Below are 22,876 nucleotides of genomic sequence, written 5' to 3'. Positions count from 1 at the left end.
GCATAAATAAAAAAAACAGCTTTACACAAACAAGTCTTTAAAAAATTCCCTCTGCATCTCGTTCTTTTCTTCGAAATACCGAATAAAGAAAATAAATACCAATCAACACTAGAAGAATAAATAAAAGTAAAAATAAATAATGAAATCCTAACATCACTGCCTCAAATTCTGAGCGCCTAGTATCATTCATCCAATCGGTTATCGTTCCGTCTAACCATGTATTCATAAAGGTAATCGCAAGTGCTGTTCCGATAACCATTCCTATATTTCTAAGTAAAGCAATCGTACTGCTCATCATTCCTAAATATTGCAGGGGCACATATAGCATCATAATACTGTAATTAGGTGAGGTTAAAATCCCCATAGAAAAGCCTAATAAGCTAAGCAAAATAATTAAAGTGGATAAAGATGTCCCAGGAGATAAAATGCTTAAACCTAGCATCGTAATACACAACAGTCCTAAGCCGACAACTACTACCTTTGCTCCTCCAAACTTGTCTGATAAAGATCCACTGATTGGTCCAAGAACAGCAAGAAACAAAGGATAGCACATCAATAATAGCCCCGATTGCTCGGCAGAAAATCCCAAAACACCCCTTAAATAAAATGGCAAAATAACAGTGGAAGCAAATGCAGCACAATAGCTTGCCATTAATATTAATCCACCTGCTTTAACAATCGGAGATGAAAAAATCGATGGCTGTATAAATGGGTACTCTTCTTTCTTGCTATGGAAAAAAAAGAAAAGAAAACAGGCAACACTGACACAAGCTATTACTAATAAATATACCTTATAAACGCCTTCTCCAATCGAATTAAGTACAAAAACAAAAGTTACGATTCCCACACCAAAATAGATGCTTCCTTTGTAATCAAAGCTAGAATTTTCAAAGCTTCGATCCATTGGAACAAATTTTTGCGCTAAAAAATATGCCCCAATACTTATTGGCACCACAGTCCAAAATAAGCTATGCCACGAAAAAGCTTCAATGAAAAAACCACCAACAGATGGACCTAATAATGCACCAATCCCAACAGAGGTACTAATAATCCCAAGCGCCTTTCCACGATGTTTTTCTGGATAAGCATCTGTAACAATCGCCATATTAACTGCTTGGAGCATAGCAGCACCACTGCCTTGGATTACTCTTGCAATAATTAACAGAGGAATATTGAAAGATAGAGCTGCTCCACATGCTCCCACTGCAAAAATAAGATAACCAAGATTATGTATACGTTTCTTGCCAAACTGATCAGCTAGTTTCCCCATTAGAGGTAAAAATAACATAATCGATAGAAGGTAGCCATTGACAATCCATTGTGTAACGGAAAGCTTTGCAGAAAAGTCTATTGATATATCTGTTAAGGCAATATTGACAAATCCAGCAGAAAAATGGGACAAAAATGCCCCAGTACAGACAGATATCAATAAAAGTATGGATTGGAATTTATGGTCCTCCGCTTTGGTGCCATCCCTAGCCTCGAAATAAGTTACTTTGTTTTTTACCATTCGAATCATCCTTTATGATGGTGAACATCTGTGTTCTCTATAATATGACGTTCAACTATTCTCTCATAGTTGGTAATATCCTTTCATACCGCTAAATCTACAATATTCCTATGGGAGGAATGGGAGCTTCTTGCCTTCACCCACTTTCGGCAGAAATCAAGTCTATTCCACTCCATCCATTCACAATAAAATCATTCGCTTCCTACTGGTAAAGCATGAATAGATTTAACAACTTCTTTACTTGTAGCAACTGTTCCAAAGAATTGATTGATTGTTTGCAAAGTCATATCATGTGCCTCTTTTGAGAAGGCGGCAGTACAATCAGATAAGAAAATAACATCATAATCAAGCATAAAGCCGTCTCTTGCTGTTGATTCCACACAAATATTTGTACTAACACCTGCCATTAAAAGAGTTTGGATTTTCAAAGCTCTCAATACGGAATCCAATCTTGTATTAATAAATGCACTATATCTATGTTTTATCACGATTACATCTTTATTCTCTGGTTCTAATTGATAAAATTCTGCTCCCCACGTATCCTTTCTGCAAAGGTTCTTCTGATTTTTTCCTTTTAATCGTTTAATCCACGTTTCTGAATCGGTACTATCCTCATGGATGGTTTGAATATAAATAATGGGGACATTTATTTCTTTCATGGAAGTAATCATGCTTTTCAGATTTGGCATCATTTCATCCACCATAGATACATCCAAATCCTGTTTAGCTAAACTTCCTTCTTTATGACAATAATCATTCTGAACATCAACAATTAGTAGAGCACTATGTTTAGGATCCCATTCCAGCTGATTCATCCATTTCATCCTTTCCAGACAATTTCATTTTCGTGATTTTTACCTCATTCCATATGCCTTCTTTTCAAAAATGATTACCAGTTATTTAGAAAGCTCCTCCACAAATTGCATGTCAATTAATTCATCATAGCTATATCCATTTGTATAAACGCCTGTTTTTTCGACAACCTCCATTGGTTTTGCAAGGGCTTCTTCGGAAATAAATCCATCTTTACTCCAAAGGCTATCTGCATATGCTCGATCAAGTGACGCCTTCAAGCTTTCTTCTGTAGTAGAAGGAAATTCCTGTTTTAAAATTTCCATTGCTAACTCATGATCCTCATCTATCGCCTTTAGTCCTTTCATCACAGCTCTTACAAAGCTTTTTACCGTCTCTGGTTGTTCTTCTATTGTCGACTTTTTTACACTTAATACAGAATAGGGATAATCGCCGAGACTGGCAAAGCTGTAAAATGGTTCAGCCCAGACTCCCTTATTTATTCCTTCTGTAATCTGGGGTTCTGCTCCATTTGCTATATCTGCTTGCCCTGATTCTACTAATGAAACGACAGCACTTGCATCTGCTGGTTCTTCTAGTTTGACGTCTTTTTCAGGATCTAATCCTACATCCATTATTAACCATCGAGTTAGTAAATTGGGGCTTCCTCCGAAACGTCCCGCTGCAATTGTTTTCCCTTTTAAATAGTCAGCAAGGCCCTCCTTACTAGTATTTGCTATTGTTTGATCTGTATCCGCCATTAAATATACATTGGCTCGATTTACGACATTTACTACCGAAACAATTGGATCAGAGTTCCCTGTGTTTGCCATTTGATTCGATTCTGGACCACCGATATTTCCCCAGGCATCACCACTAACTACAGAAGTAACATGAGCGCCACCTGTTGCTGTAATTACTTCGACCTCAAGCCCCTCTTCCTCAAAAAAACCTTCTCGAATCGCTGCATATAAAGGCAAGTAGCCTATTAAGTGAACCGGCTCTGCAATGACAAGCTTCTTTGTTCCATTTCCAGACGATTTTTCTTCACTTGCTCCTTTGGTTGACGAACATCCACTCAAAATCATTAAAAGAAGTAACAGATAAACTCCAACTTTAAAGTGACCACTCTTTTTCATGTGAACTCTCCCCCTATATGCACACTTTTTATATACATTTGATAAAGCTAATAGCATTTATTCTCTAATTCGATTTCCTCTCAATAAGCGTTTTTCTAACCAAACGGTGCCTCCATACATAAGTACAGATAATATAGATAAAACAACAACTCCTACCCAAACTAAATTTATATTCATAATCTGGCCAGCATATAAAATCATGCGGCCGATTCCTTGTCTTGAACTAATAAATTCACCTACAATTGTCCCAGCTAAGGCTAAAGCAATATTGATTTTTAAGCTGCTGACAATCCATGGCATTGCTGATGGAATAACGACTTTCATGAAAATATGATATTTTTTCGCTCCGAGGGAAAAGAGCATCTTTTCTAAATCAGCATCAACACTTTTTACCCCACTATGTGCAGCTATCGCTGTTACAATAACGGTCATCATAAGTGCTAAAACCACTTTTGAACTAAAACCAATCCCAAAAAGAATAACTAAAACAGGAGCTAACGCTAGTTTTGGTATGGCATTAAAGGCAACTAAATAAGGCTCGGCTATTTTTGCATAAAAATAAGACCACCAAAAAGATAATCCAAGCAACGCACCAAAAAATGTCCCTAAAAGAAAGCCGATAATAGTAGCACCTGAAGTATATATAAGATCACTCCATAAAGTTCCTTCCGTAAAGGCAATAACGGCTGTTTCCCATATAATCGTCGGGCTACTCCAATAATAAGAATCGATTACTTTCCACTTCGCCAGCAGTTCCCAAAACATAAAAAAGAGGATCCCTATTAAAATCTGCCCAATAATAGTTATTCGCTTTCTCCTTTTCTCCTTCAGCTCTTCATCCTCCATAATAACGGGAAATGCTTCTACCTCTTGCATTTTTAGCTCCTGCTGGAAGATGATTTGCTCTGAATTGTCGCGCATATTTATTCCTCCTACCCTACATTTATTTTTCTAGCAGAACTTCTTCCTTTAATAACGCAAATAAATGCTGTTTCAAATCAATAAATGCTGGCTGTAATAACGTATTTTCATTTCTTGGTCTTGGTAAATGTACCTCTACCTTTTCTTTTATTCGTCCAGGTCTTGGAGATAACACATAGATTTCATCTGACAAATATATCGCTTCATCAATATCATGGGTCACAAACAGAATCGTTTTCTTAAAATCAGTCCAAATCTGGAGCAACCATGTTTGCATCAATAATCGTGTCTGTGCATCTAAAGCACCAAATGGTTCATCGAGCAAAATAATATCTTGGTCATATAAAAGTGTGCGTAATAATGCAGCTCTTTGTCTCATTCCGCCAGATAATTCATCTGGATAATGATGTTCAAATCCCTCTAACCCGTATTTTTGAAGAAGCGGCATTGCTCGTTCAACTGCTTCTTTCCTACTCACCCCCTTGATTTCCAATCCTAAAATCACATTTTGTAAAATACTTCTCCACGGTAGAAGTAAATCTTTTTGAAGCATATAGCCTACATTTCCATTTTTGCCGACAATATTTTTGCCATCGAGGAGAATCTCACCACTTGTGGGTTTAATTAGACCAGCAATAATATTAAATAATGTCGATTTTCCACATCCACTTGGACCAATTAAGCTGATAAATTTTCCTTCTGTGATTTTCAAATTGGCATCCTTTAAGGCCACTACTTCCTTTCCTTCTTTTTTAAAAATCTTATTCGTATGGCGAACTTCTAGTTTATACATAAATGAGCTCCCTTCCATTAAGAATATTGTTCTCTTTAAATACACCACGTTAATTTTCATTGCTTGAACTTGCTAATCCCAATAAAAAAAACCGCCAGAATTTCCTGAGTGTTATAACTCAGTGTAATTCTGACGGTTTTCCTGCTCTCTTGTAAGGAGTTCATTTAACCAGCCAAATAGGATTCAATTTTCTTGTCCAAGACGATAATCGTTCCACTTATTTCTTTCATGGAATCATAATCCTTTAATATTAACTGCACGTTAAAGTGTAGTTTTTCCTCTAAGTTACGCAAAAGCAACTCCTTGTATTTGTCAATTAGTAGACGATCAATGATCTCCGCTAGGCTATCACTTGAACTTTCGATAATTTCCAGTACAGGGATACGCTTATGCTTAGCAATAATGATAATTTTATTATCCATTAGACTAATCTGCTGTTCGGTTAGACCAACTTTAAAAATCAATTGATTTACAAGATTGTTTTCCCTCATGATGCTTTGTTTCAATTCTCCTAGTGTTCTTGGTAGTTGATCAACTAATATAATTATCACCCCCAATAGATATAGCAGAACGAATGAGTCATTCCTTTGCCTATCAAATGCTCCAAGCACATAAGCAAAACTTAATCTACTTGTATAAAAATAGAATATTCTGTTTATTGGATAATACCATATCTTTGTACGACTTTCTTTCATTTTGTCAGATTTTCTTACTCTATTTTTTATAGCAGATTGTAAAACCCAGGTAAACTACTTAGATGTCAAGTTCTAAAGAAAGGAATTTATATTCTAAATAGTCCTCTAATCCATATTTTCCACCTTCACGGCCCACTCCAGATTCTTTTACTCCGCCAAATGGTGCTTGCGCAGTAGTAGGTACTGGATCATTGATACCAATTATTCCATATTCAAGTCCTTCAGACATTCTAAAGACTCGAGATACATCTTTTGTATAAAAATATGCTGCTAATCCATAGGAAGTATCATTGGCTAAGCGTAATGCTTCCTCTTCTGTATCAAATTCAAAAATTGGCGCTACCGGTCCGAATGTTTCTTCTGTCGCAATTTTCATCTCGTGGGTGGCATGTAATAAAATCGTCGGTTCATAGAAATGACCTTTTTCAAACATTTCGCCTGCTGGTTTTTTTCCTCCATATACTACTTGAGCCCCTTTATTAATAGAATCTTGAATATGATCCTCTGTTTTCGCAACAGCTGCTTCATTAATAAGTGGTCCAATTGTTACTTCCGGCTGCAGACCATTTCCAACAACCAATTTCTTCATTTTTGTTACCAAGATATCAGCAAAACGCTCTGCAATTGTTTTCTGAGCATAAATGCGATTGGTGCATATACATGTCTGTCCTGCATTACGGAACTTACTTGCAATAACACCTTCAGCTGCTTTTTCTAAATCAGCATCCTCGAAAATAATAAAAGGAGCATGTCCACCCAGCTCCATTGAAATCTTCTTCATCGTTGCAGACGCTTTTGCTGCTAGCTCTTTTCCAACTTTTGTTGATCCTGTAAAGGTTATTTTTCTTACTTCTTGTCTTTCCATCATCGCATCTCCAATGGAAGCTGCATCACCGTGGACTAAATTCAACACTCCTTTTGGCAGTCCGACTTCATGAAAAACCTTCATTACCTCGATTGCTGTTAAAGGAGTCGATTCAGCTGGTTTCAAAACAACCGTACACCCTGCAGCCAGTGCTGGAGCAATTTTTCTGGCAAGCATAGCAATTGGAAAATTCCATGGTGTAATCGCACCAACTACACCTACCGGCTGTCTTAATACAATAATCCGCTTTGTTTCAGAACTAGCAGGAATCGTATCACCATAGATTCGTTTTCCTTCTTCGGCATACCATTCCAGATAATCAGCAGCTAAGTTAATCTCACCCTTTGATTCTGCAATCGGTTTTCCCATTTCAGTCGTAATGATTCTTGCTAATTCCTCTGTTTTTTCCCGGAGCTTATCTGCTACCGTTTTTAAATAGTTAGAACGTTCTTTAGCTGTTTTCTTCGCCCATAAAGGTAGCGCACTACTTGCTGCATCGATCGCCAGATGTCCGTCTTCTCTTCCTCCTCTTGCTACATGTTCAATAACTTCTCCTGTAGCTGGATTATAGACAGAATAAGACTCCCCTGAGACTGAATGACGCCATTCCCCATTCATATACTGCATTTTCATTCTCCTTTCTCCAATGTTGTTTTCTTATCATAACAAAGATTTTCGCTAATTCCACTTGATTAGCTTTGTCTCGACATACAATTAAATTTAGATTACGACTCTTATAAAAAAAACAGAGCATCTTTTTTTAAGGCTCTGTTTAAGGTAAATGTTGATATTTGATACCTGTCGCAAATCTTGATATAATCAACACAAGAACAAACATTCGGGGAGGTTATCAAGGTGAGCAAAGCGTTTAGCAACTTGTTAAAGCATATAGACAAATTACCACACCCAAAAAGAACAAGTGTATCAATGGGTTAAACGCTATGTTGACCCTTCTTCCTCGGCTGGTGGTCGGTTAATCAATGAAATGAGGGAGACACGATTCAAGGAAGGATTTGAATCGTGTCTCCCTCATTGTTCATCGGAACACGTTGTTCGGTTCGGCAAAGTTAAGGGTCATCAACGGTATCGTTGCAAAAGTTGCAGAAAGACCTTTACAGATACAACTAATACAGTTCTTTATCGCACACGAAAAGGTAACGAATGGATTACATTTGTTGATTGTATGTTCAAAGGATATTCCCTACGAAAATCGGCTGACATCGTTGGGGTAACTTGGGTTACGCTTTTTTACTGGCGGCATAAACTACTGACTGCTTTAAAACAAATGGATGTTGAACATTTTTGAAGGTATCGTTGAAATTGACGAGACCTATTTCCTATACTCTCAAAAGGGGCAACGTGGCATCGCTGACCGTAAACCTCGCAAACGTGGCGGTAAATCCAAGCTCAGAGGAATCAGCCACGAACAGGTTTGTGTTCTCGTTGCCAGAGACCGAACTAAATCAACTATCTCCAAAGTTGCCTGTATGGGGCGTATTGTAAAACCGAAAGTCGATGCCTTGATTGGTTCTAAACTTTCAAACGAGAATGTGATTGTAACCGATGCGTGGAGAGCCTATAAAACCTATGCAAAAGAAAAAGGTTTAGAGCATTATCGGATAAAATCTGATAATGGAAAACACGTTATTAAGGGCTTATATCACATCCAGAACGTCAATGGTCTCCATTCTCGTTTAAAACAATGGATAAATCGCTTTAAAGGTGTGGCTACGAAATATCTTGATAATTACCTTGCTTGGTTGTTATTTGTCGATAGTCGTAGTAACGAAAGCACTAATCAACATTTAAAAGAGTTCCTATTAACATCATTTGTGTTTGAAATGACTGACACATATGATAGTTTGAGGCTATCAAAATTTAATGTGTAGCCCTTATTCAATTAACGAAGTAGAAATTACAAAAATTTACAAAATTATCACATTTTTCTGTTACAATTGGAACGTGAATAGATGAAAGGAGGTAGTATCTTGAAAAAACAAAAAGAATTTTATCCAATAATTTTAACTTTAGTATTGTTCTTAGTTGCACTACTTGTTTTCTTTGTCTTTAATGGTCGGATATTCCCAAATATTAATCTATGGATTCCCATTTTCTTATATATTTTGATAGATGTAGGATTTATTGTGTCTTTAATATTGGGAATCAAGTCTAAAAATAAGACTGTAAAAGTATTCAGTATCCTTTCAAACATTGCATTTATGATACCACTATCAATATGGTTATTTCTGTTACTATTGGCAAATGGAATTTCTGAACCATAGAAAATTAAAATTGAGGAAACCCGAACGAGTTTCCTCAATTTTTATTGAATTATCAACATTAAAATTTAACAGAGCCTTTTTTAAAGAATACTCTGTCTTTCCATTAATGCACATAAAGTGAAACTTCCATCAGTAGGGGTTTGCCTTCCTCCCCACTGATGGTTAGTTGAACCAATCGGACCTTTATCTCTCACTTATCTTCCTCGTATTCTCCTAAGCTTGAGGGGGGAGTCTTACTGTCCGTTAAGAGTGGGATAAAAATATCCTACAACACCAAGAATGACAACTACTATCAAAAGCACTCCGTATTTCCGAAAGAATTTCACTCCTGGATTTGCGGTTTGTTCGCGCACCTCTTTTAATAGTTTTTTCAAGGATTGTGAACGAATGCTTGCTAATTCTCTCTTCATTTCTTTTTTCTTCCAAATAGAATTTCGATCAGTGATTAAATAATTTTTTAAGGCATGACTGAATCTTGGACTTGTTCCAAATTTTTTCAGCGACCATTCAATATAATTAAGCATTTCATCCTCAGAGCCGTATATAGCAATATAAGAAAATACTTGACGATGTTCGACACCTTCCATTCCGCCTGGGAATAGAAGCAGAAATCGTTCATATGGTTTAAATAAACCATTTTCTTTTATAATATCCTGGGCTAATTCACATGCTTTCGCTGTAATTGGCGCACTTGCCATCCGAAAAACATATTGTGTTTGTTCAAACGCTAGATAAAAGTAGGTATACAGTAACTCTAGTACTTCAAACTTTTCTTTTTCCCAGCCCTTTATCTCAAAGCTACGTTCCTCTTTCTCGAGTAAAAATATCTCTCCAAAATGTTTAACATCTGCAAGATTTACTTTTTCTAACTGTAATTGCACTAAAAGCTGTCCCTTTACATCAGGCAGCACCATGCGTTTATACGATTCAAAAGGAAGGGATCTTTGAAAATAGGTAACTATTTCAAAAACAATAGAAATAGGATGGCTATTTTTTTTGACCTCATACACAAGTCTATTTTTCGTTGATTTTAAGAAAGTCCCGTTGTGCTCAAAAGAAGAATTAATTTGCAATAAATTTTTTATATTAATCAATACTTTTGATAAGGAATGCTGAAAACTAAATTGATGCTTTAAATAATCCTCAATGATCTCCGCATAAGAAAAAATATCGCTCATATAAGATAAAACTTGCTGATACGTATCTGGATACTTCTCCAGTATCTCCCATAGTGATTGACAGACAGCTTCTCCTTCATAGTAGGCAATCGTTTTAACTATAAATTCAACAACATCGACATGTTCTACTACCTTTTGAATCTCCAAAACTAATTTCAGATAGTCCTGAACAATGGAAGCATCTTTCATCAGCTCTTCTCTATGCAGCACTTGTTTGAAAATATGTACGAGTTCAAGCTTTTCCCGATGTTTTTTTTGAAGAAAAACTAACAGCATTTCTAGGGTAGCAACTTTATCATTATCGTAAAAATAATAATCTAGCTTTTCCATATAAAATAAGAGAAATAAGCTATTATACGTTTGAATCGTTAGTTTTGTCTGTTTATCCAAGCCTTTTAAGGCCCGTTCACAATAAATGAAAAATTCGTCAAGCTCTGTCGCTGTTACAAGGGCTTCATAGGCAAAATGAAGATAATCATGTTCTTCTTCCTTGAAATTCAAACCATTAATTTTATCCTGGCTTAAATCAAAAGTAAATTGATTTTCCACTGCTTTATTTCTGAGACGAATTGATCCTTGTTCTACAAACATCACATGAATATTCTCCATAATCTCTGGCTCATTATGAAAAGTGGTCGCACCAAACAACCTTCTTGTTTCATAGGGCATATAAAGAAATAGCAATTCCAATAGCCACATTGCATATTTATGTTGCATATCATGTGAAGCTTGAAACGATATATATACTCTTTTGTTTTCGGCAACAGCAGTAATACAAGCAAACAATAGTTCTTTGAATTTCTTTTCATCTAGTTGCAAAACATGAAACAGTTCTTGCTTTTTAGCAAATATATTTTCCTTCGTATATGCGAGATGCTCTATTTCTTCTAGTTCTTCCTTTAAATGCTCTGTATCTTCCAAGCCGTAAAAATGTTCGATGTGAAAGATTTTGGATGAGTGATGGATCCATTCCTCTTTTCGAATAGCCGGAATAATATAATTATGTACAAAAAGACGGTTCTTTTGTTTCGCGCTTTCTGCAGGGGCAAAATTTGCTTTTCCTAGCACTAATTCACCTGTTTCAGGCTGTATAAATGTAAATAGCGGCGGATAGGCAGCTATTTCTTTTTCGCCACTTTTCTTTAAGTCACTTGGTATGTGATAAGTATTAATAGGATTTAAATATTTTTTTACGAACCTTTCATTAACATTCGGCGAGACGGCAATTGTATCAAACCCATCACCTGTAAGAAAAAGACCTTTACTATCCTTCGTTACTATTTGTTGTTGTATCAGGCTTTTTCCCATTAGCCTCTCTCCTTTCTTTCTCCCTTTAAGCAATTTTTTTAGTTTATATAGGGGAGGTATTAAATAAAATGTTTATATTCATCACTATAATTACTATTTTCAATATAAAGAGAAACTTCCATTCCTCTCATTCTTTAATTTAGGTTTTAGAAAAATAAAAAAACAGCTAATACCTGTATTATACAGGCATGCTGTTTTTTTAAAAACCAACTTCGCTACACTTTTCAAATAAATATAGAAATTCTTTTCTTAAATCCATAAATCATCGAAAAAATTCCACAACCTAAAAGTTTTAAATCAGATTAGCACTATCGCTCTATCTATTCTCCTCCATATGCTACTGAATATTCTTGATAGAACAAGAAAGACGTGCTGTCTATTACTTTTTTCTCTTCTATTTCTTGCTTATGGTAACAGACTCAGCTCCTCTGTTACCTTTCTCCCTTTCATTTCTTACTTAAGGGTACAGAGCATACTCTCTGTTACCTTCTAATACAATTTCCAATAAAAAATGTGCTTACACTCTCTCCTTTCTTTCATTTTCCCACTGACAATTAATAAACTCTATTATTCTTCCAAGATTATTCAAAATAAGTCCAACGATTGAATCCGGTTAGCTTATAGTGCTTTTCTAATATTCTACGAATTCTTTTTTTGGAATGAATGATCCTACACCAATCATATAATAAGGGCGTTGTTATTTTCTCTTGAGGAAAAAGTAATTTAAGTTCATCTACATTGCGTAATACCACTGTTTCGACTGTTTCTTCATGGCCGCATTCTTCGCAAACCACATTCATTCCTGCTTCTGTTACTTCGAATGAATTACATGTTTCACAGAATATTCCTTTCTGTAATTCTTTATAGTCATATGGTGGTAATTTTGAAAAGGGGAATTGTCAATATGCAATGATGTTAATTTTCCAGCCAGTTGCTTCTGAATCTTGTTTAGCTTTAAGGAAGGATAATCCATTCTTTTTAAATATCGCTGAACTTGCGTTGGAAAAATAAATGGTAAAGATAAGGAGGCTTGGTAGAGGGTAAACTCGGGATTAATAAAAACAACAGAGGAAGTAATTGTTTTATTTCCCCAACCATTCTTTTGAAGTAACTGTTGAAATAGCGTTTCATTCCTCCTGATTTGATTAAGCGGATTACTGATTTCCTTATGATTCATCGTATACATTCGATCATTTTGATAGTAATAATCCCCTTCATAATTCTTTATTTCAAAAAGGTGAATTCCTTCAGAGCTAATAATAGTGGCATCCATTTGAAAGGTAGTGTTATTTATTTGCAGTAGTAAATCATTGATTATATAACAGTCCTCTAAAAGATTTTCTGTGAAGTAATCAAACATTTTTTCTCCTTCCCAGCCTTTTTGCAGATGAACTAAATACTGTTTTTCATTTAAATTTAGTTCATATCGCAGATTCAGGGATCGTAAAACGAGGATTTCTGGAGATACGGCACGAGGTTTATAAAGCATACTAATTTATTTCATTCTTTCTATCTTTTCTTAGAGGCCATTCCGTAAGAACAGCCTCTCTTTTTTATTCTACTGCAACAATAATTCTTCCTGTTATACCGCCTTCTAATATTTTTGGCAATTCTTCAGGTAATTGCTGTAAGGATACTTCCTTATAAATAAATGAAGATAGTTCCTCTGGTTTAAGGTCGGTTGCAATTCTTCCCCACAGTTTTTGTCTAATCTCCATTTGGCAATAAACAGAGTCGATTCCAAGAAGGTTTACTCCTCGCAGAATAAATGGAAATACACTTGTTGGCACTGCTCCGCCACCTGTTAATCCACTTACTGCAACGGATCCACCATATACTATTTTGCTAATAATGGCTGCCAAAGATTCACCACCGACAGGATCAACTGCACCAGCCCATACTTGCTTGTCCAACGCCTTTATTTTGCCGTTATATACTTCTTCTCTTCCGATAACATTTGATGCTCCAATACTTATTAAATAGTCTGCAGCTTCTTTTTTCCCAGAGCTTGCTACAACCTCAAAGCCTAATTTGGAAAGCATCGCCACACCAAAGCTACCGACACCACCAGTAGCACCTGTAACCAATACAGGTCCATTCTCTGGCTTCAAGCCATTATCCTGCAATCGTTGCACAGAAAGAGCTGCGGTAAAGCCTGCTGTTCCAATGATCATTGCTTCTTTTAAGCTTAATCCAGCTGGTAGTGGAACAATCCAATCTGCTGGAATACGAGCATATTCACTATATCCCCCAGAATGAGATACACCAATTTCATAGCTAGTAGCGATGACTGCGTCTCCTTCTTTAAAGCGACTATCTTCTGATGAAACAACAATTCCTGCCAAGTCAATTCCTGGAATATGTGGATATGAACGCACGATTTTGCCATCAGGAGTGCTAGCAAGCCCATCTTTATAATTTACTCCAGAATAATGAACTTTTATTACTACTTCACCAGCGGATAAGTCTTCCAACCCCAACTGCTTTGTTTCTACTGAAAAATTACTATCTTTATTATCAACTACGACTGCTTGGAAATTATTTTTCATTTTTAATTCACCTCGTACTCATAGTACCAATTTAAAAATAACAGGTCAAAGCAAAGGAATTACCCTATGATTATAGTAAAAATACAGATTTCCTCCTACATATGGCGATGACCATTTACGCCTTCTAACTTTTATCGCCTGGATATAACTTTTGATAGAAAGCAATCGCAAAATCATAAAAATACATGAGACCAAAACGCTCGGAAGAGAATCCTGTTCGATCATATGTTTTTCCATGCAGTCGATATACAATATCAGCTTTCTCTATAAAAGGAATCTCATCATTATGGGTTATAATAATTATTTTTGCTTTACTCTTTTGAATAAGTCGCATCAATTCCACATTCCCTTCTATAAATCTTCCAGAGGGGCTTGTGATAATAGCAACGGATTGGTCATCTAATTCTGCTATATTCTCCATTTGTTCTTGGATATCTGAAAAAGCATGAACGAATTTTCCATACTTCACTAAACGATACTGAAAATCTTGAGCCATTGCTTGAGATAGCTGCGTTCCAAAGAAAGAAACTTTCTCTGCGTCATGGATTACTTCTAAAATCTCTCTAACATCACTAACATTCATCCCTGTTTCCATTGTATGCAGCCACTCAACCATTTTCTGATAAAACTGTTTGTGAAGCACTTTTGCTACTTCATTCACTTGCAATCCTTGCTCAATATATTCATCGATTGAATTTTCTATACTATCTTTTTTAGCAATATCTTTAAATTCTTGAAAGGAAGCATAGCCAATTTTTTTGCAGAACCTTGTAATTGCTGCTGGTGAGGTATAGCAGGATTCTGCTAAAACAGAAATATTCATATTAGCAATCTGTTGCACATCTTTTAATAAAGCCAGTGCAATGAAATAATTCGTATCTTTTGTTTTATGATTATTAATAAAATCTAATAGCCGAAAAATAATATCCTTCAAACGGTATCACCAAATTCTTTGTTTATTTTAACCAGTATTATCTATTCTGTTTCAATAAACTTTCCTTAAATAAGTTAATCTGCTTTAGCCTATTATGCAATCAATCATCTTATACAAATAAGTGGACTAAAACAAAAAATTAATGGAGGTATAGGTTAAGCAACCAACAATAATTACTGGACTGAATGGACCAATATATCAAAATTTCGCTCTGCCCTACTATGGCGCATGGAATCAACAAATATTAGGAGATAGCCCCTATCATTATATGATTGGTGGTACTCACTATTCTATTAGCCCTGCGCCATCTGGAACTGAAACTTTCCCTGCTTTATTTCCATATATAGGGCCACATGTTACTTTCGGTCTTAGAAGATGGGCTTAATATTCTTATATCGCTCTCCCTCCCGCAGGAAGGAGAGTGCTTTATTAATCAGTGATAAGGAATTGGAAGGGCTTCGGAGAATTCTTTATACATACATATCAAAATCCTGTAACAAATACTATTTCGCTCTTTTCTCTAACTCATAGGCTGTTGTCATTATTACTGAACGCAATGTACCATTAATTCAATAATTATCATTATCCCCCAAATAGATTATTCTTCTCTTAACTATAGCAAATTTATACTGCTGTTTTTCTATTACTTCATCTAGTTAATTAGATTATTTGCAAAGAATACCTACATTTCGTTTACTGAAAGTTGTATAATTTTTAGAATAATAGAATTTATTCATAGAGACTATCTGTAAGGAGGAAAAAATCATGCACATTCAACCAGAGGATATTGTTAGAAGTGGTCCGAATCAATATATTTGTAAAGAAGAAATTCTAAAGGAATTAGACAGTTTACTGTCCCCTTTTCAAACTCCTACAATCATAACAGGCTATAAGTCTTTTCAAGCTTTTTCGCAGTATGTCGATTCTATTCCTACTCATTGGAAAATTATTCAGCATGGAGGCTACAGTTCTCAACAAGCAGTTGATCAAATCACCCCATCCTGTACAGCAACCGATGTTATTATCGGCATCGGAGGTGGAATTATTTTAGATACCGCTAAAGCTGTTGCAGATACATTAAATATCGAAGTTATTTTAATTCCAACCGTTGCTGGAACATGTGCGGCAAGCACTCCATTAAGTGTTATTTATTCTCCAGAAGGAGCATTTGAAAGAGTAGCTTATCATCATCGTTCTAGTTATTTAACATTGGTCGATCCAGCATTTTTAATTCATGCACCAATTGATTATTTAAAAAGCGGAATTGGCGATACTTTAACAAAGTGGTATGAAGCAGAAGCCATTATTCGTAATGCAAATGATGAAAGATCTCACTCTTTATTTGTACAAGCAGCATTAAGCCAATCTATTTTCATCCGTGATATTTTATTAAAGGAAAGCATAGAAGCAGTACAAAACAGTGCATCTGGTTTAGTGACACCAAGCTTTACAAAAACGGTGGAAGCCGTTATTACTTTGGCAGGAACAGTGGGTGGATTCGGTGGACGATATGGTAGAATGTCTGGATCACACGCGATTCATAATGGTCTAAGCTTTATCGAAGAAACACACACAATTCTTCATGGTCAAAAAGTTGCTTATGGTATTTTAGTACAGCTTGCTTTAGAAAACCGGATAGACGAAATCGAAGCATTGTTGCCATTTTATCAACAGCTTGGTTTTCCAACTAATTTAGCGGATTTAAATATTGTTGACAACCAAACAGATGCCTTACAAAAAATTGCTACTCATGCTGTTAATCCGAAAGAGTCTCTTCAGCTTATGGGTTCTTATGGTGCAGATGAGGTTATTGCGGCAATGAACGTCCTCGAAAGCCTAACTAGCATTAAGCAGATATAAGAAACTAAAAAAAGGGACGGAACTCAACATCGCTTAAAGCGATGTTGGTCCATCTCCTTTTAACTCTTTTAAAACAGCCATCACATCTAATTCCCCTAACCCATTTTCAAGAGCAGACTGATATGTTTTATTTGCAGAAGCCCCGATAGCATTTAATTCCGTTGTTTCACTTGCTAGGCGTAAATCTTTTGCCATATGTTTTAATGCAAATGCTGCTGGGAACTCATCATTCAAAATGGATAGTGTTTTCATTTTGGAAATAGCTGTACCAACTGCACTTTCGTTAATAATGGTTAACATATTTTCCTTTTTAATCCCTTGTTTCTCCGCAAAAAGGACGGATTCAGCAATCCCTTGTACAGTGATTCCTAATAATAGATTAATGGCAAGTTTTGCATTACTTCCAGACCCAGATGGACCGAGATAAATAGAGAGCTTACTCATCGGTTCCAATACAGATTTGATCTGTTCGTACACATGTTCCTCTCCGCCAACTAAAACAAGCAGTTTGCCGTCCTTAGCCGGCTGTACACTTCCTGATACAGGAGCATCAAGAAACTTCACTCCATTTTCTAAAGCAGTCTTATAGATGAATTGAGACGTTTGCGAGGAAACCGTACTCATATCAATAAATACTTTTCCAGCTTTAGCATGAGATAAAATTCCATTTTCAAGATAGATACTTTTCACAGCATTATCATCAGACACCATCGTAAAAATTAAGTCACAGTTATCGACTAGTTCTGTTAACGATTGAGCCTGTTTTGCACCAGCAACAAGTAGTTCCTCTCCTTTATCCGGTGTACGATTATAAAACGTTAAGTCATAACCAGCCTTTACTAGATTCAAAGCCATTGGAATTCCCATATTTCCTAATCCTATCCAACCTAATTTCATGCAGCTATCCCGTCCTTTCTTTGTAATATTCATACACATTTTACCATATGTGCTTTTAAAATACGTTAATTAAAGCATTTGAATAGTAAAAGAGCATTAAAAAAAGCCTATTCTATAATTAATAGGCTTCCTCTATTTCTATATCGACTCTAAATCAGTTACCGTTTTTTCGTTCACTTGATTTCCTGTATTTAATGTGGTTTTGGGTTCTAACAATAGAACATGAACTTCTTCTTCCGCAACTGGCATATGCTCAACACCTTTTGGAACAACAAGAAATTCGCCTTCCTTTACCCAAACATCTTGATCGCGAAATTTAATCAATAAATTTCCCTTCACTACCAAAAACATTTCATCTTCATTTTCATGTTGATGCCAAACAAACTCTCCTTTGAACTTCGCTAGCTTAACATAAGATTCATTCAAGTCACCAACAATTTTAGGATTCCAATAATCATGAAATAACGCAAACTTTTCAGCTAAATTAACCTTCTCCATCATTTCCCTCCACTAATTTACAAAGTGAACTCTTCATCATTGAGATATATTCATATTATCATATATTTTCAATTAATTCAGATATTAATCCTATCTCACTTTAATAAATAGTTTAAGAAAATTAAGGAAGTACTTTATCATTTACAATCTTCTAAATAATACATTGTTCTCCAGATGAATATGATCGAATGTCAGACTTTCCAACTCTTCTAATTTTAAATACGTTAATCGATACGTATTACATGCATTCAGTGGAAGCTCATAATCATTCGTAGCTTGACGGATTTTCTTTAATATTTCCCCTGCTCCTTCATGTTCCTCTTCCAATATAGCTATTTCAGCTCTAGCTGCTTCAAGGCTTTCTAGTTCATTATTTGCATCATATTCTATTACTTTTGGAAAAATTCGTTGCTCTTCTCCAAGTAAGTGTTGTTCTAATTCATCCTTTAATAAGTAAAACTGAGTGTACACTTCTTTCAAATATAAATCTCTCTCTCCATGTACACGATATACTTTACTCACAAATCCATCTAATTCTTCTAATAACTCTCTCGTTTTTGCATGATAATGGTGGATGATATGATTCACTAATTCTGCTAATGGCATATTCATCCAGTCTATTTCTTCCGTGGTCTGCATTTGTTCATACATAATATTAAGAACTTTTACTAGGTCCTTATCTTCCAGTTGTAGAGATTTAATAACCTCACCTATCGGACGATTTCCTCCACAGCAAAAATCAATTTTATATTCTTTAAAGAGCTTACTAGCTGCCGGGAACTTAATAATAATATCGCCTGTTTTTGTATCATCTGTAAAAATGGAATTCATATCGCCACTCTCCTTTATTAGAATAGCTACAGTATAGAAGATAAAGACAAGATAAAATAGGATTGAAATCACAGATTAAACATTGTTATAATTTAATTAGATATTCATTGTATTAATTGTGAAAAAATACACAAACATATTGGTGGTGTTAATTATGCAACAACATATAATTATCCCGTGCCCAAAACGGGTGCCTATCTTTCATTCTTTATCCGAATTAGAAATAAAAAAAATAACAGATGTTGTTCACCATAGACTTTTTAAAAAAGGCGAGATGATTATAGAGGAAGGGGAAATTTCTACATCCCTTTTTATTATTCATAGTGGGAAAGTCAAACTATCTAAATTAACCGTTCAGGGGAAAGAACAAATTGTCCATTTATTAACTGATGGTGATTTTTTTGGAGAAAGCAACCTCTTCCATGATGACATCGTCATGAACTTAAGTTGCCACGCTTTAGAAGATACAAAGATCTGTTTATTAAAGAAAACAGATTTTGATCAAATAATGGCAAATAATCCGGACATCTCTTTCAAATTGCTAAAAACAATCACAAAGCGTTTATCCCATACAGAAGATTTAGCAAGAACTTTAGCAACAAAAGACCCTGAAGTAAGAATTGCTGATATGCTTCTAGAATTTTGTGAGAAATTTGGATCAGAAAACCAAAATACAGTGCTTATTAAGCTCCCCATTACAAGAGAAGAAATCTCCAGTTATGTAGGTCTTACTAGAGAAACCATTAGTAGAAAACTTGCAAAACTTGTAGACAAAGGAATCCTTACATTAATCGGAAACAAGCAAATCCTAATTCATGATAAGGGAAAACTTCAAACAATGGGGGGATAACTCTCCCCCATTAAATGAATTAGTAAAACCAATTAACTTTCCCGCTCTTACTGGGAAGTGAGTGCAACTAAGAACAAGCAGAGATAAAGAAAACTCCCACTAATGGAAGTTTTCTTTATTATATCCTTAAGCTGTATGCCGCCCACGCAATGTCCAAATCTGATAAACCATCATGAGAGATTTTATAATTGTTAAGTAAGTTAACGTTATCCATCCGCCCATTAAATATGGATTAATTGATTGTTGAACAGCCTCACTAGTTAAATAATCACGATAATAGAAGCACACATATCCGATAATTAAGACACATATAATGGCAACTAATATTCCTTGTGCTAATTTACTACGTGTTTTCCCAGACTCTGCTGCATATTGATTGGCCCAACCATCCTTTTTATTAGCGGAAAGCTTTTGGAGCCACACTTGGCTAAATGTTATTAAGTTCACCCATAAATAAATTTCTGGTCCTATTAATAACGTGGCAAGGATAATATCGATCGGCCGATACATCGGTGTTTTTAGAGCTAGAATAGTGTTCAGGACGGATGCCAAGGCGATCGGTGTTAACCAAATCCAAGACCAATAGAATTGGTCTGTTGCTAGAGCTATCCCTAACAAAACAACGAAAAGAACTCGGATTACTAAGTCCGATAAGGATTTCAACTGGTTTCGCCAAATTTTTCCCTTATGGCGCGTATGAATACTTAAATCTTTATTGGTTAATAAATCTACTGTTCCTGAATTCCACTTATTTCGTTGTTCTCTAAAGGTATGGTAGGAACGCATTGCATCAACAAAGCAACGTCCTTTTGGACTAATAAGCGTCTTCCATCCCGATTTCTGTAATTGCCATGTAAGCAGCATATCTTCTACATCACTATCATTTTGCCAAGGTCCATCTAATTTATTATGATTAACTACTTCTTGCAGGGCTTCTGGGCGAAACAATGTTGCTTGCCCTCCAAGTACATATGTACTCCCTCCATGATATTGAAGATCTAATAACCAGCTTGCCATATCTTGTTTTTGTTGATGAGTCCACCATCTACTAATTGGACCACCATATTCACCACTTGCTAATTTTTCTTCATAATAGACATCATTTTTACTTAATAAGCTTTTCTTTTTCGGCATCCTCATTGTATACTTTGCCATAACTCCGCCAATGTTACGACCACTCATTAAGCCTTCCCACAGATACTTTAAACAGTTAGGAGCTAAACGACTATCTGCATCCATCCCAAGAATCGCTTTAATACTTTGTTTATATAATTCTTGGGATTCGGTTAATTGGATATGATAAAAATCCATAATGTCGCCATACAGTAATTTCCACCCACTATTTAAAGCTCCTACTTTACGAAGCTTATTTCCTTCTGTAACAATCACCTTAAGATTTAGGCCAAATTCTTCTCCTGCCTTTATCGCTTTTTCCTCGGTGCGATCCGTACAGTTATCTGCAATAACATAGACATCTAACTCTACTCCCTTTGGAAGCAATTGATCATTTAATCCAGCTAAACAATCCCTTATCGATTTTTCTTCATTATGAGCGGGAATTAAAGCGACAATTCTCGGTTTCATATACGATTTCTTTACTCCAGGCATGCTAAAAAACGATATACTTCCTTTTTCCTCTTCTACTACTAAGGACAATGAATCCACCAACTTTCTTTTTTCTTGAGGCTGTTTTCATAAAGTTTGTTGTGATTACCCGTAGCCGGAATACACTTCGCTTTCCGTGGGGCTCGCTCTGAGCCTCCTCAGCTTCGCCTCCGGGGTCGCTAATCCCACAGGAGTCTACGTATATTCCGGATGCTCTATTTTTCCAACTAATTCTTTTTTTCAATTGAAAAAACAACAATCCTTTAGAAAACAACCTTTCATGATCACTACATGTTAGACTTCATCAGGGTGTCTTTTCTATCAATTTAGTTGTTCTTTAAAAAGAACAACTAAGCAAAAAATAATAATTTACCTCTGTTTTATATTCCATTAGTTCTTATTTAAGAACATATTATCATTATAATCTATACATAGTCAATTACTTCTTTTACTTTTTTGTTTCTTTTATAGAACAAATTTTTTCTTGATAATAAGAAATCAATTCAAAATAATGAACTACTGAATCATCCCACTTCCCCTTTATTCGTGAGTCTCATCATATTGAAATTAAAGTTTCAGCTTCCATCTTCAATATGAAGACCTCTTTCCCTTTACTTCCTGTACATTCAACATCATCTTCCATAAAAAAATTGATTTTCCAATTCACATTTTTTGTCGAACACACTCACCACCAATAGCTTCTATCAAGCTAAACTCAATCATTTCCATTTAAATAGGAGGTGAACCTAGTAAAGTTCACCTCCTTGCTTCTTTAAGTACATTGAAAAGAACGGATGCGGTTAGTATCTGTTCCGTAATAAGTCCAACGATTCATCCGCCAGCGATATCCTGCGATAGATTGGCGGCCAACAAAGGTTGGATAGAACCAAAATCCGCGGCCATTTTCTAGCCAAACATACGTAAAGCGGAACAAACAAGGTCGCATGGATCCAGAATCAATCGCAAATGTACTTACAAGTGACTGGTTTGATTGTGGTGTATAGGATGGCGGTGGTGTTGTTGGTGGTCCATGGTCCGCTCCTCCTCCAATATGTGGGCCATCCGGAAAAGCTGGTGGTTCCCCTACTATAGGCGGAACTTGACCTCCAGGAAATGGTGGCAATACCCCCCCACCAATTGGAGGTAAACTTGGAACAGTGCCTCCGCCAATTGGTGGAAGATTTATACCAGTTCCACCACCTATTGGTGAGATGATAAGTCTACTTTGTGGTTGTGAATTTACTTGTTGTCCATAGTAAGGATAATACGGCTGAAAATACATCAGTTTTCCCCTTTCGTTTTTGATGTATTACTCTATGCAATTCGCCCAATTGAGGTGCAAGGTCTTAATTGATTTCATCCTAAAAAT

The 22,876-nt window shown here is 35.8% G+C and carries 19 protein-coding genes and 1 pseudogene; 4 read left to right on the top strand and 16 right to left on the bottom strand.

Annotated elements, in window-relative coordinates; all coding sequences use genetic code 11:
- Positions 1-37: 37 nt before the first annotated feature.
- The 7 genes from NST60_RS15665 to NST60_RS15635 all read right to left on the bottom strand — a co-directional run bounded on the left by NST60_RS15665 (position 38) and on the right by NST60_RS15635 (position 7,342).
- A complete protein-coding gene (locus NST60_RS15665; protein ID WP_224427723.1) occupies positions 38-1,510 on the bottom strand; it encodes an MFS transporter in 1,473 nt (490 codons plus the stop codon).
- 191 nt (positions 1,511-1,701) lie between these two features.
- Positions 1,702-2,325 carry a cysteine hydrolase family protein gene (locus tag NST60_RS15660; RefSeq protein WP_016202165.1) on the bottom strand — a complete coding sequence of 208 codons (624 nt, stop codon included), beginning with the start codon at positions 2,323-2,325 and terminating at the stop codon, positions 1,702-1,704.
- 81 nt (positions 2,326-2,406) lie between these two features.
- On the bottom strand, positions 2,407-3,441 hold the full coding sequence (locus tag NST60_RS15655) for an ABC transporter substrate-binding protein (protein WP_016202164.1): 1,035 nt from the start codon (positions 3,439-3,441) through the stop codon (positions 2,407-2,409).
- A 57-nt stretch (positions 3,442-3,498) separates the two neighbouring features.
- Positions 3,499-4,317, bottom strand: a complete 819-nt coding sequence (locus NST60_RS15650; protein ID WP_101729570.1) for an ABC transporter permease — start codon at positions 4,315-4,317, stop codon at positions 3,499-3,501.
- 67 nt (positions 4,318-4,384) lie between these two features.
- Positions 4,385-5,155 carry an ABC transporter ATP-binding protein gene (locus NST60_RS15645; RefSeq protein WP_101729371.1) on the bottom strand — a complete coding sequence of 257 codons (771 nt, stop codon included), beginning with the start codon at positions 5,153-5,155 and terminating at the stop codon, positions 4,385-4,387.
- A 164-nt stretch (positions 5,156-5,319) separates the two neighbouring features.
- Positions 5,320-5,850 carry a Na-translocating system protein MpsC family protein gene (locus NST60_RS15640; RefSeq protein ID WP_341099341.1) on the bottom strand — a complete coding sequence of 177 codons (531 nt, stop codon included), beginning with the start codon at positions 5,848-5,850 and terminating at the stop codon, positions 5,320-5,322.
- A gap of 58 nt (positions 5,851-5,908) precedes the next feature.
- The gene (locus tag NST60_RS15635; RefSeq protein WP_016202161.1) at positions 5,909-7,342 is read right to left on the bottom strand and encodes an NAD-dependent succinate-semialdehyde dehydrogenase; all 1,434 of its coding nucleotides are present in this window, start codon (positions 7,340-7,342) and stop codon (positions 5,909-5,911) included.
- Positions 7,343-7,570: 228 nt separating this feature from the next.
- On the opposite strand from NST60_RS15635, the pseudogene NST60_RS15630 reads away from it, so the two are divergent.
- Positions 7,571-8,604 (top strand): annotated as a pseudogene (locus NST60_RS15630) (IS1595 family transposase).
- 99 nt (positions 8,605-8,703) lie between these two features.
- Complete coding sequence (locus NST60_RS15625; protein ID WP_224427721.1) at positions 8,704-8,997, top strand: hypothetical protein; 294 nt, start codon at positions 8,704-8,706, stop codon at positions 8,995-8,997.
- A gap of 233 nt (positions 8,998-9,230) precedes the next feature.
- On the opposite strand, the gene NST60_RS15620 is transcribed toward NST60_RS15625, so the two are convergent.
- From NST60_RS15620 to NST60_RS15605, 4 genes are all read right to left on the bottom strand, one after another.
- A complete protein-coding gene (locus tag NST60_RS15620) occupies positions 9,231-11,483 on the bottom strand; it encodes a GAP1-N2 domain-containing protein (RefSeq protein WP_341099338.1) in 2,253 nt (750 codons plus the stop codon).
- 811 nt (positions 11,484-12,294) lie between these two features.
- On the bottom strand, positions 12,295-12,843 hold the full coding sequence (locus tag NST60_RS15615; RefSeq protein WP_341099336.1) for a nuclease-related domain-containing protein: 549 nt from the start codon (positions 12,841-12,843) through the stop codon (positions 12,295-12,297).
- Between the two features lie 193 nt (positions 12,844-13,036).
- Positions 13,037-14,032, bottom strand: a complete 996-nt coding sequence (locus tag NST60_RS15610; RefSeq protein ID WP_101729375.1) for an acrylyl-CoA reductase family protein — start codon at positions 14,030-14,032, stop codon at positions 13,037-13,039.
- 124 nt (positions 14,033-14,156) lie between these two features.
- On the bottom strand, positions 14,157-14,966 hold the full coding sequence (locus tag NST60_RS15605) for a MurR/RpiR family transcriptional regulator (RefSeq protein ID WP_169189153.1): 810 nt from the start codon (positions 14,964-14,966) through the stop codon (positions 14,157-14,159).
- 771 nt (positions 14,967-15,737) lie between these two features.
- Between NST60_RS15605 and NST60_RS15600 the strand changes: the two genes are divergently transcribed.
- Complete coding sequence (locus tag NST60_RS15600) at positions 15,738-16,826, top strand: iron-containing alcohol dehydrogenase family protein (protein WP_254416351.1); 1,089 nt, start codon at positions 15,738-15,740, stop codon at positions 16,824-16,826.
- A gap of 33 nt (positions 16,827-16,859) precedes the next feature.
- Here NST60_RS15600 and NST60_RS15595 read toward each other — a convergent pair whose 3' ends face one another.
- The 3 genes from NST60_RS15595 to ric form a co-directional block, all read right to left on the bottom strand.
- On the bottom strand, positions 16,860-17,723 hold the full coding sequence (locus NST60_RS15595) for an NAD(P)-dependent oxidoreductase (protein WP_328020473.1): 864 nt from the start codon (positions 17,721-17,723) through the stop codon (positions 16,860-16,862).
- A 138-nt stretch (positions 17,724-17,861) separates the two neighbouring features.
- A complete protein-coding gene (locus NST60_RS15590; RefSeq protein WP_212118633.1) occupies positions 17,862-18,224 on the bottom strand; it encodes a cupin domain-containing protein in 363 nt (120 codons plus the stop codon).
- Positions 18,225-18,362: 138 nt separating this feature from the next.
- Positions 18,363-19,052, bottom strand: coding sequence for an iron-sulfur cluster repair di-iron protein (gene ric, locus NST60_RS15585; RefSeq protein WP_016202154.1), 690 nt, complete (start codon positions 19,050-19,052; stop codon positions 18,363-18,365).
- Positions 19,053-19,206: 154 nt separating this feature from the next.
- On the opposite strand from ric, the gene NST60_RS15580 reads away from it, so the two are divergent.
- On the top strand, positions 19,207-19,902 hold the full coding sequence (locus NST60_RS15580; protein WP_224427717.1) for a Crp/Fnr family transcriptional regulator: 696 nt from the start codon (positions 19,207-19,209) through the stop codon (positions 19,900-19,902).
- Positions 19,903-20,028: 126 nt separating this feature from the next.
- On the opposite strand, the gene NST60_RS15575 is transcribed toward NST60_RS15580, so the two are convergent.
- Positions 20,029-21,510: a glycosyltransferase family 2 protein gene (locus tag NST60_RS15575; RefSeq protein WP_101729574.1), complete on the bottom strand. Its 1,482-nt coding sequence runs from the start codon at positions 21,508-21,510 to the stop codon at positions 20,029-20,031.
- A 769-nt stretch (positions 21,511-22,279) separates the two neighbouring features.
- Positions 22,280-22,789 (bottom strand): hypothetical protein, encoded by a 510-nt coding sequence (locus tag NST60_RS15570; protein ID WP_101729379.1) that lies wholly within the window; start codon positions 22,787-22,789, stop codon positions 22,280-22,282.
- Positions 22,790-22,876 lie beyond the last annotated feature (87 nt).

This window comes from Niallia sp. FSL W8-1348, assembly GCF_038006745.1.
Taxonomy (GTDB): domain Bacteria; phylum Bacillota; class Bacilli; order Bacillales; family Cytobacillaceae; genus Niallia; species Niallia alba.
This window is presented reverse-complemented; position numbering and strand designations above follow the sequence as displayed.

Bases quoted from the DNA above. Each gene is read 5' to 3' on its own strand.
- NST60_RS15665 (WP_224427723.1), bottom strand. From the start codon at position 1,510: ATGGTAAAAAACAAAGTAACTTATTTCGAGGCTAGGGATGGCACCAAA.
- NST60_RS15590 (WP_212118633.1), bottom strand. From the start codon at position 18,224: ATGATGGAGAAGGTTAATTTAGCTGAAAAGTTTGCGTTATTTCATGAT.
- NST60_RS15640 (WP_341099341.1), bottom strand. From the start codon at position 5,850: ATGAAAGAAAGTCGTACAAAGATATGGTATTATCCAATAAACAGAATA.
- NST60_RS15620 (WP_341099338.1), bottom strand. From the start codon at position 11,483: ATGGGAAAAAGCCTGATACAACAACAAATAGTAACGAAGGATAGTAAA.
- NST60_RS15655 (WP_016202164.1), bottom strand. From the start codon at position 3,441: ATGAAAAAGAGTGGTCACTTTAAAGTTGGAGTTTATCTGTTACTTCTT.
- NST60_RS15645 (WP_101729371.1), bottom strand. From the start codon at position 5,155: ATGTATAAACTAGAAGTTCGCCATACGAATAAGATTTTTAAAAAAGAA.
- NST60_RS15660 (WP_016202165.1), bottom strand. From the start codon at position 2,325: ATGAATCAGCTGGAATGGGATCCTAAACATAGTGCTCTACTAATTGTT.
- NST60_RS15615 (WP_341099336.1), bottom strand. From the start codon at position 12,843: ATGTTTGATTACTTCACAGAAAATCTTTTAGAGGACTGTTATATAATC.
- NST60_RS15575 (WP_101729574.1), bottom strand. From the start codon at position 21,510: ATGCCTGGAGTAAAGAAATCGTATATGAAACCGAGAATTGTCGCTTTA.
- ric (WP_016202154.1), bottom strand. From the start codon at position 19,052: ATGAATTCCATTTTTACAGATGATACAAAAACAGGCGATATTATTATT.
- NST60_RS15595 (WP_328020473.1), bottom strand. From the start codon at position 17,723: ATGAAATTAGGTTGGATAGGATTAGGAAATATGGGAATTCCAATGGCT.
- NST60_RS15635 (WP_016202161.1), bottom strand. From the start codon at position 7,342: ATGCAGTATATGAATGGGGAATGGCGTCATTCAGTCTCAGGGGAGTCT.
- NST60_RS15570 (WP_101729379.1), bottom strand. From the start codon at position 22,789: ATGTATTTTCAGCCGTATTATCCTTACTATGGACAACAAGTAAATTCA.
- NST60_RS15610 (WP_101729375.1), bottom strand. From the start codon at position 14,032: ATGAAAAATAATTTCCAAGCAGTCGTAGTTGATAATAAAGATAGTAAT.
- NST60_RS15650 (WP_101729570.1), bottom strand. From the start codon at position 4,317: ATGCAAGAGGTAGAAGCATTTCCCGTTATTATGGAGGATGAAGAGCTG.
- NST60_RS15580 (WP_224427717.1), top strand. From the start codon at position 19,207: ATGCAACAACATATAATTATCCCGTGCCCAAAACGGGTGCCTATCTTT.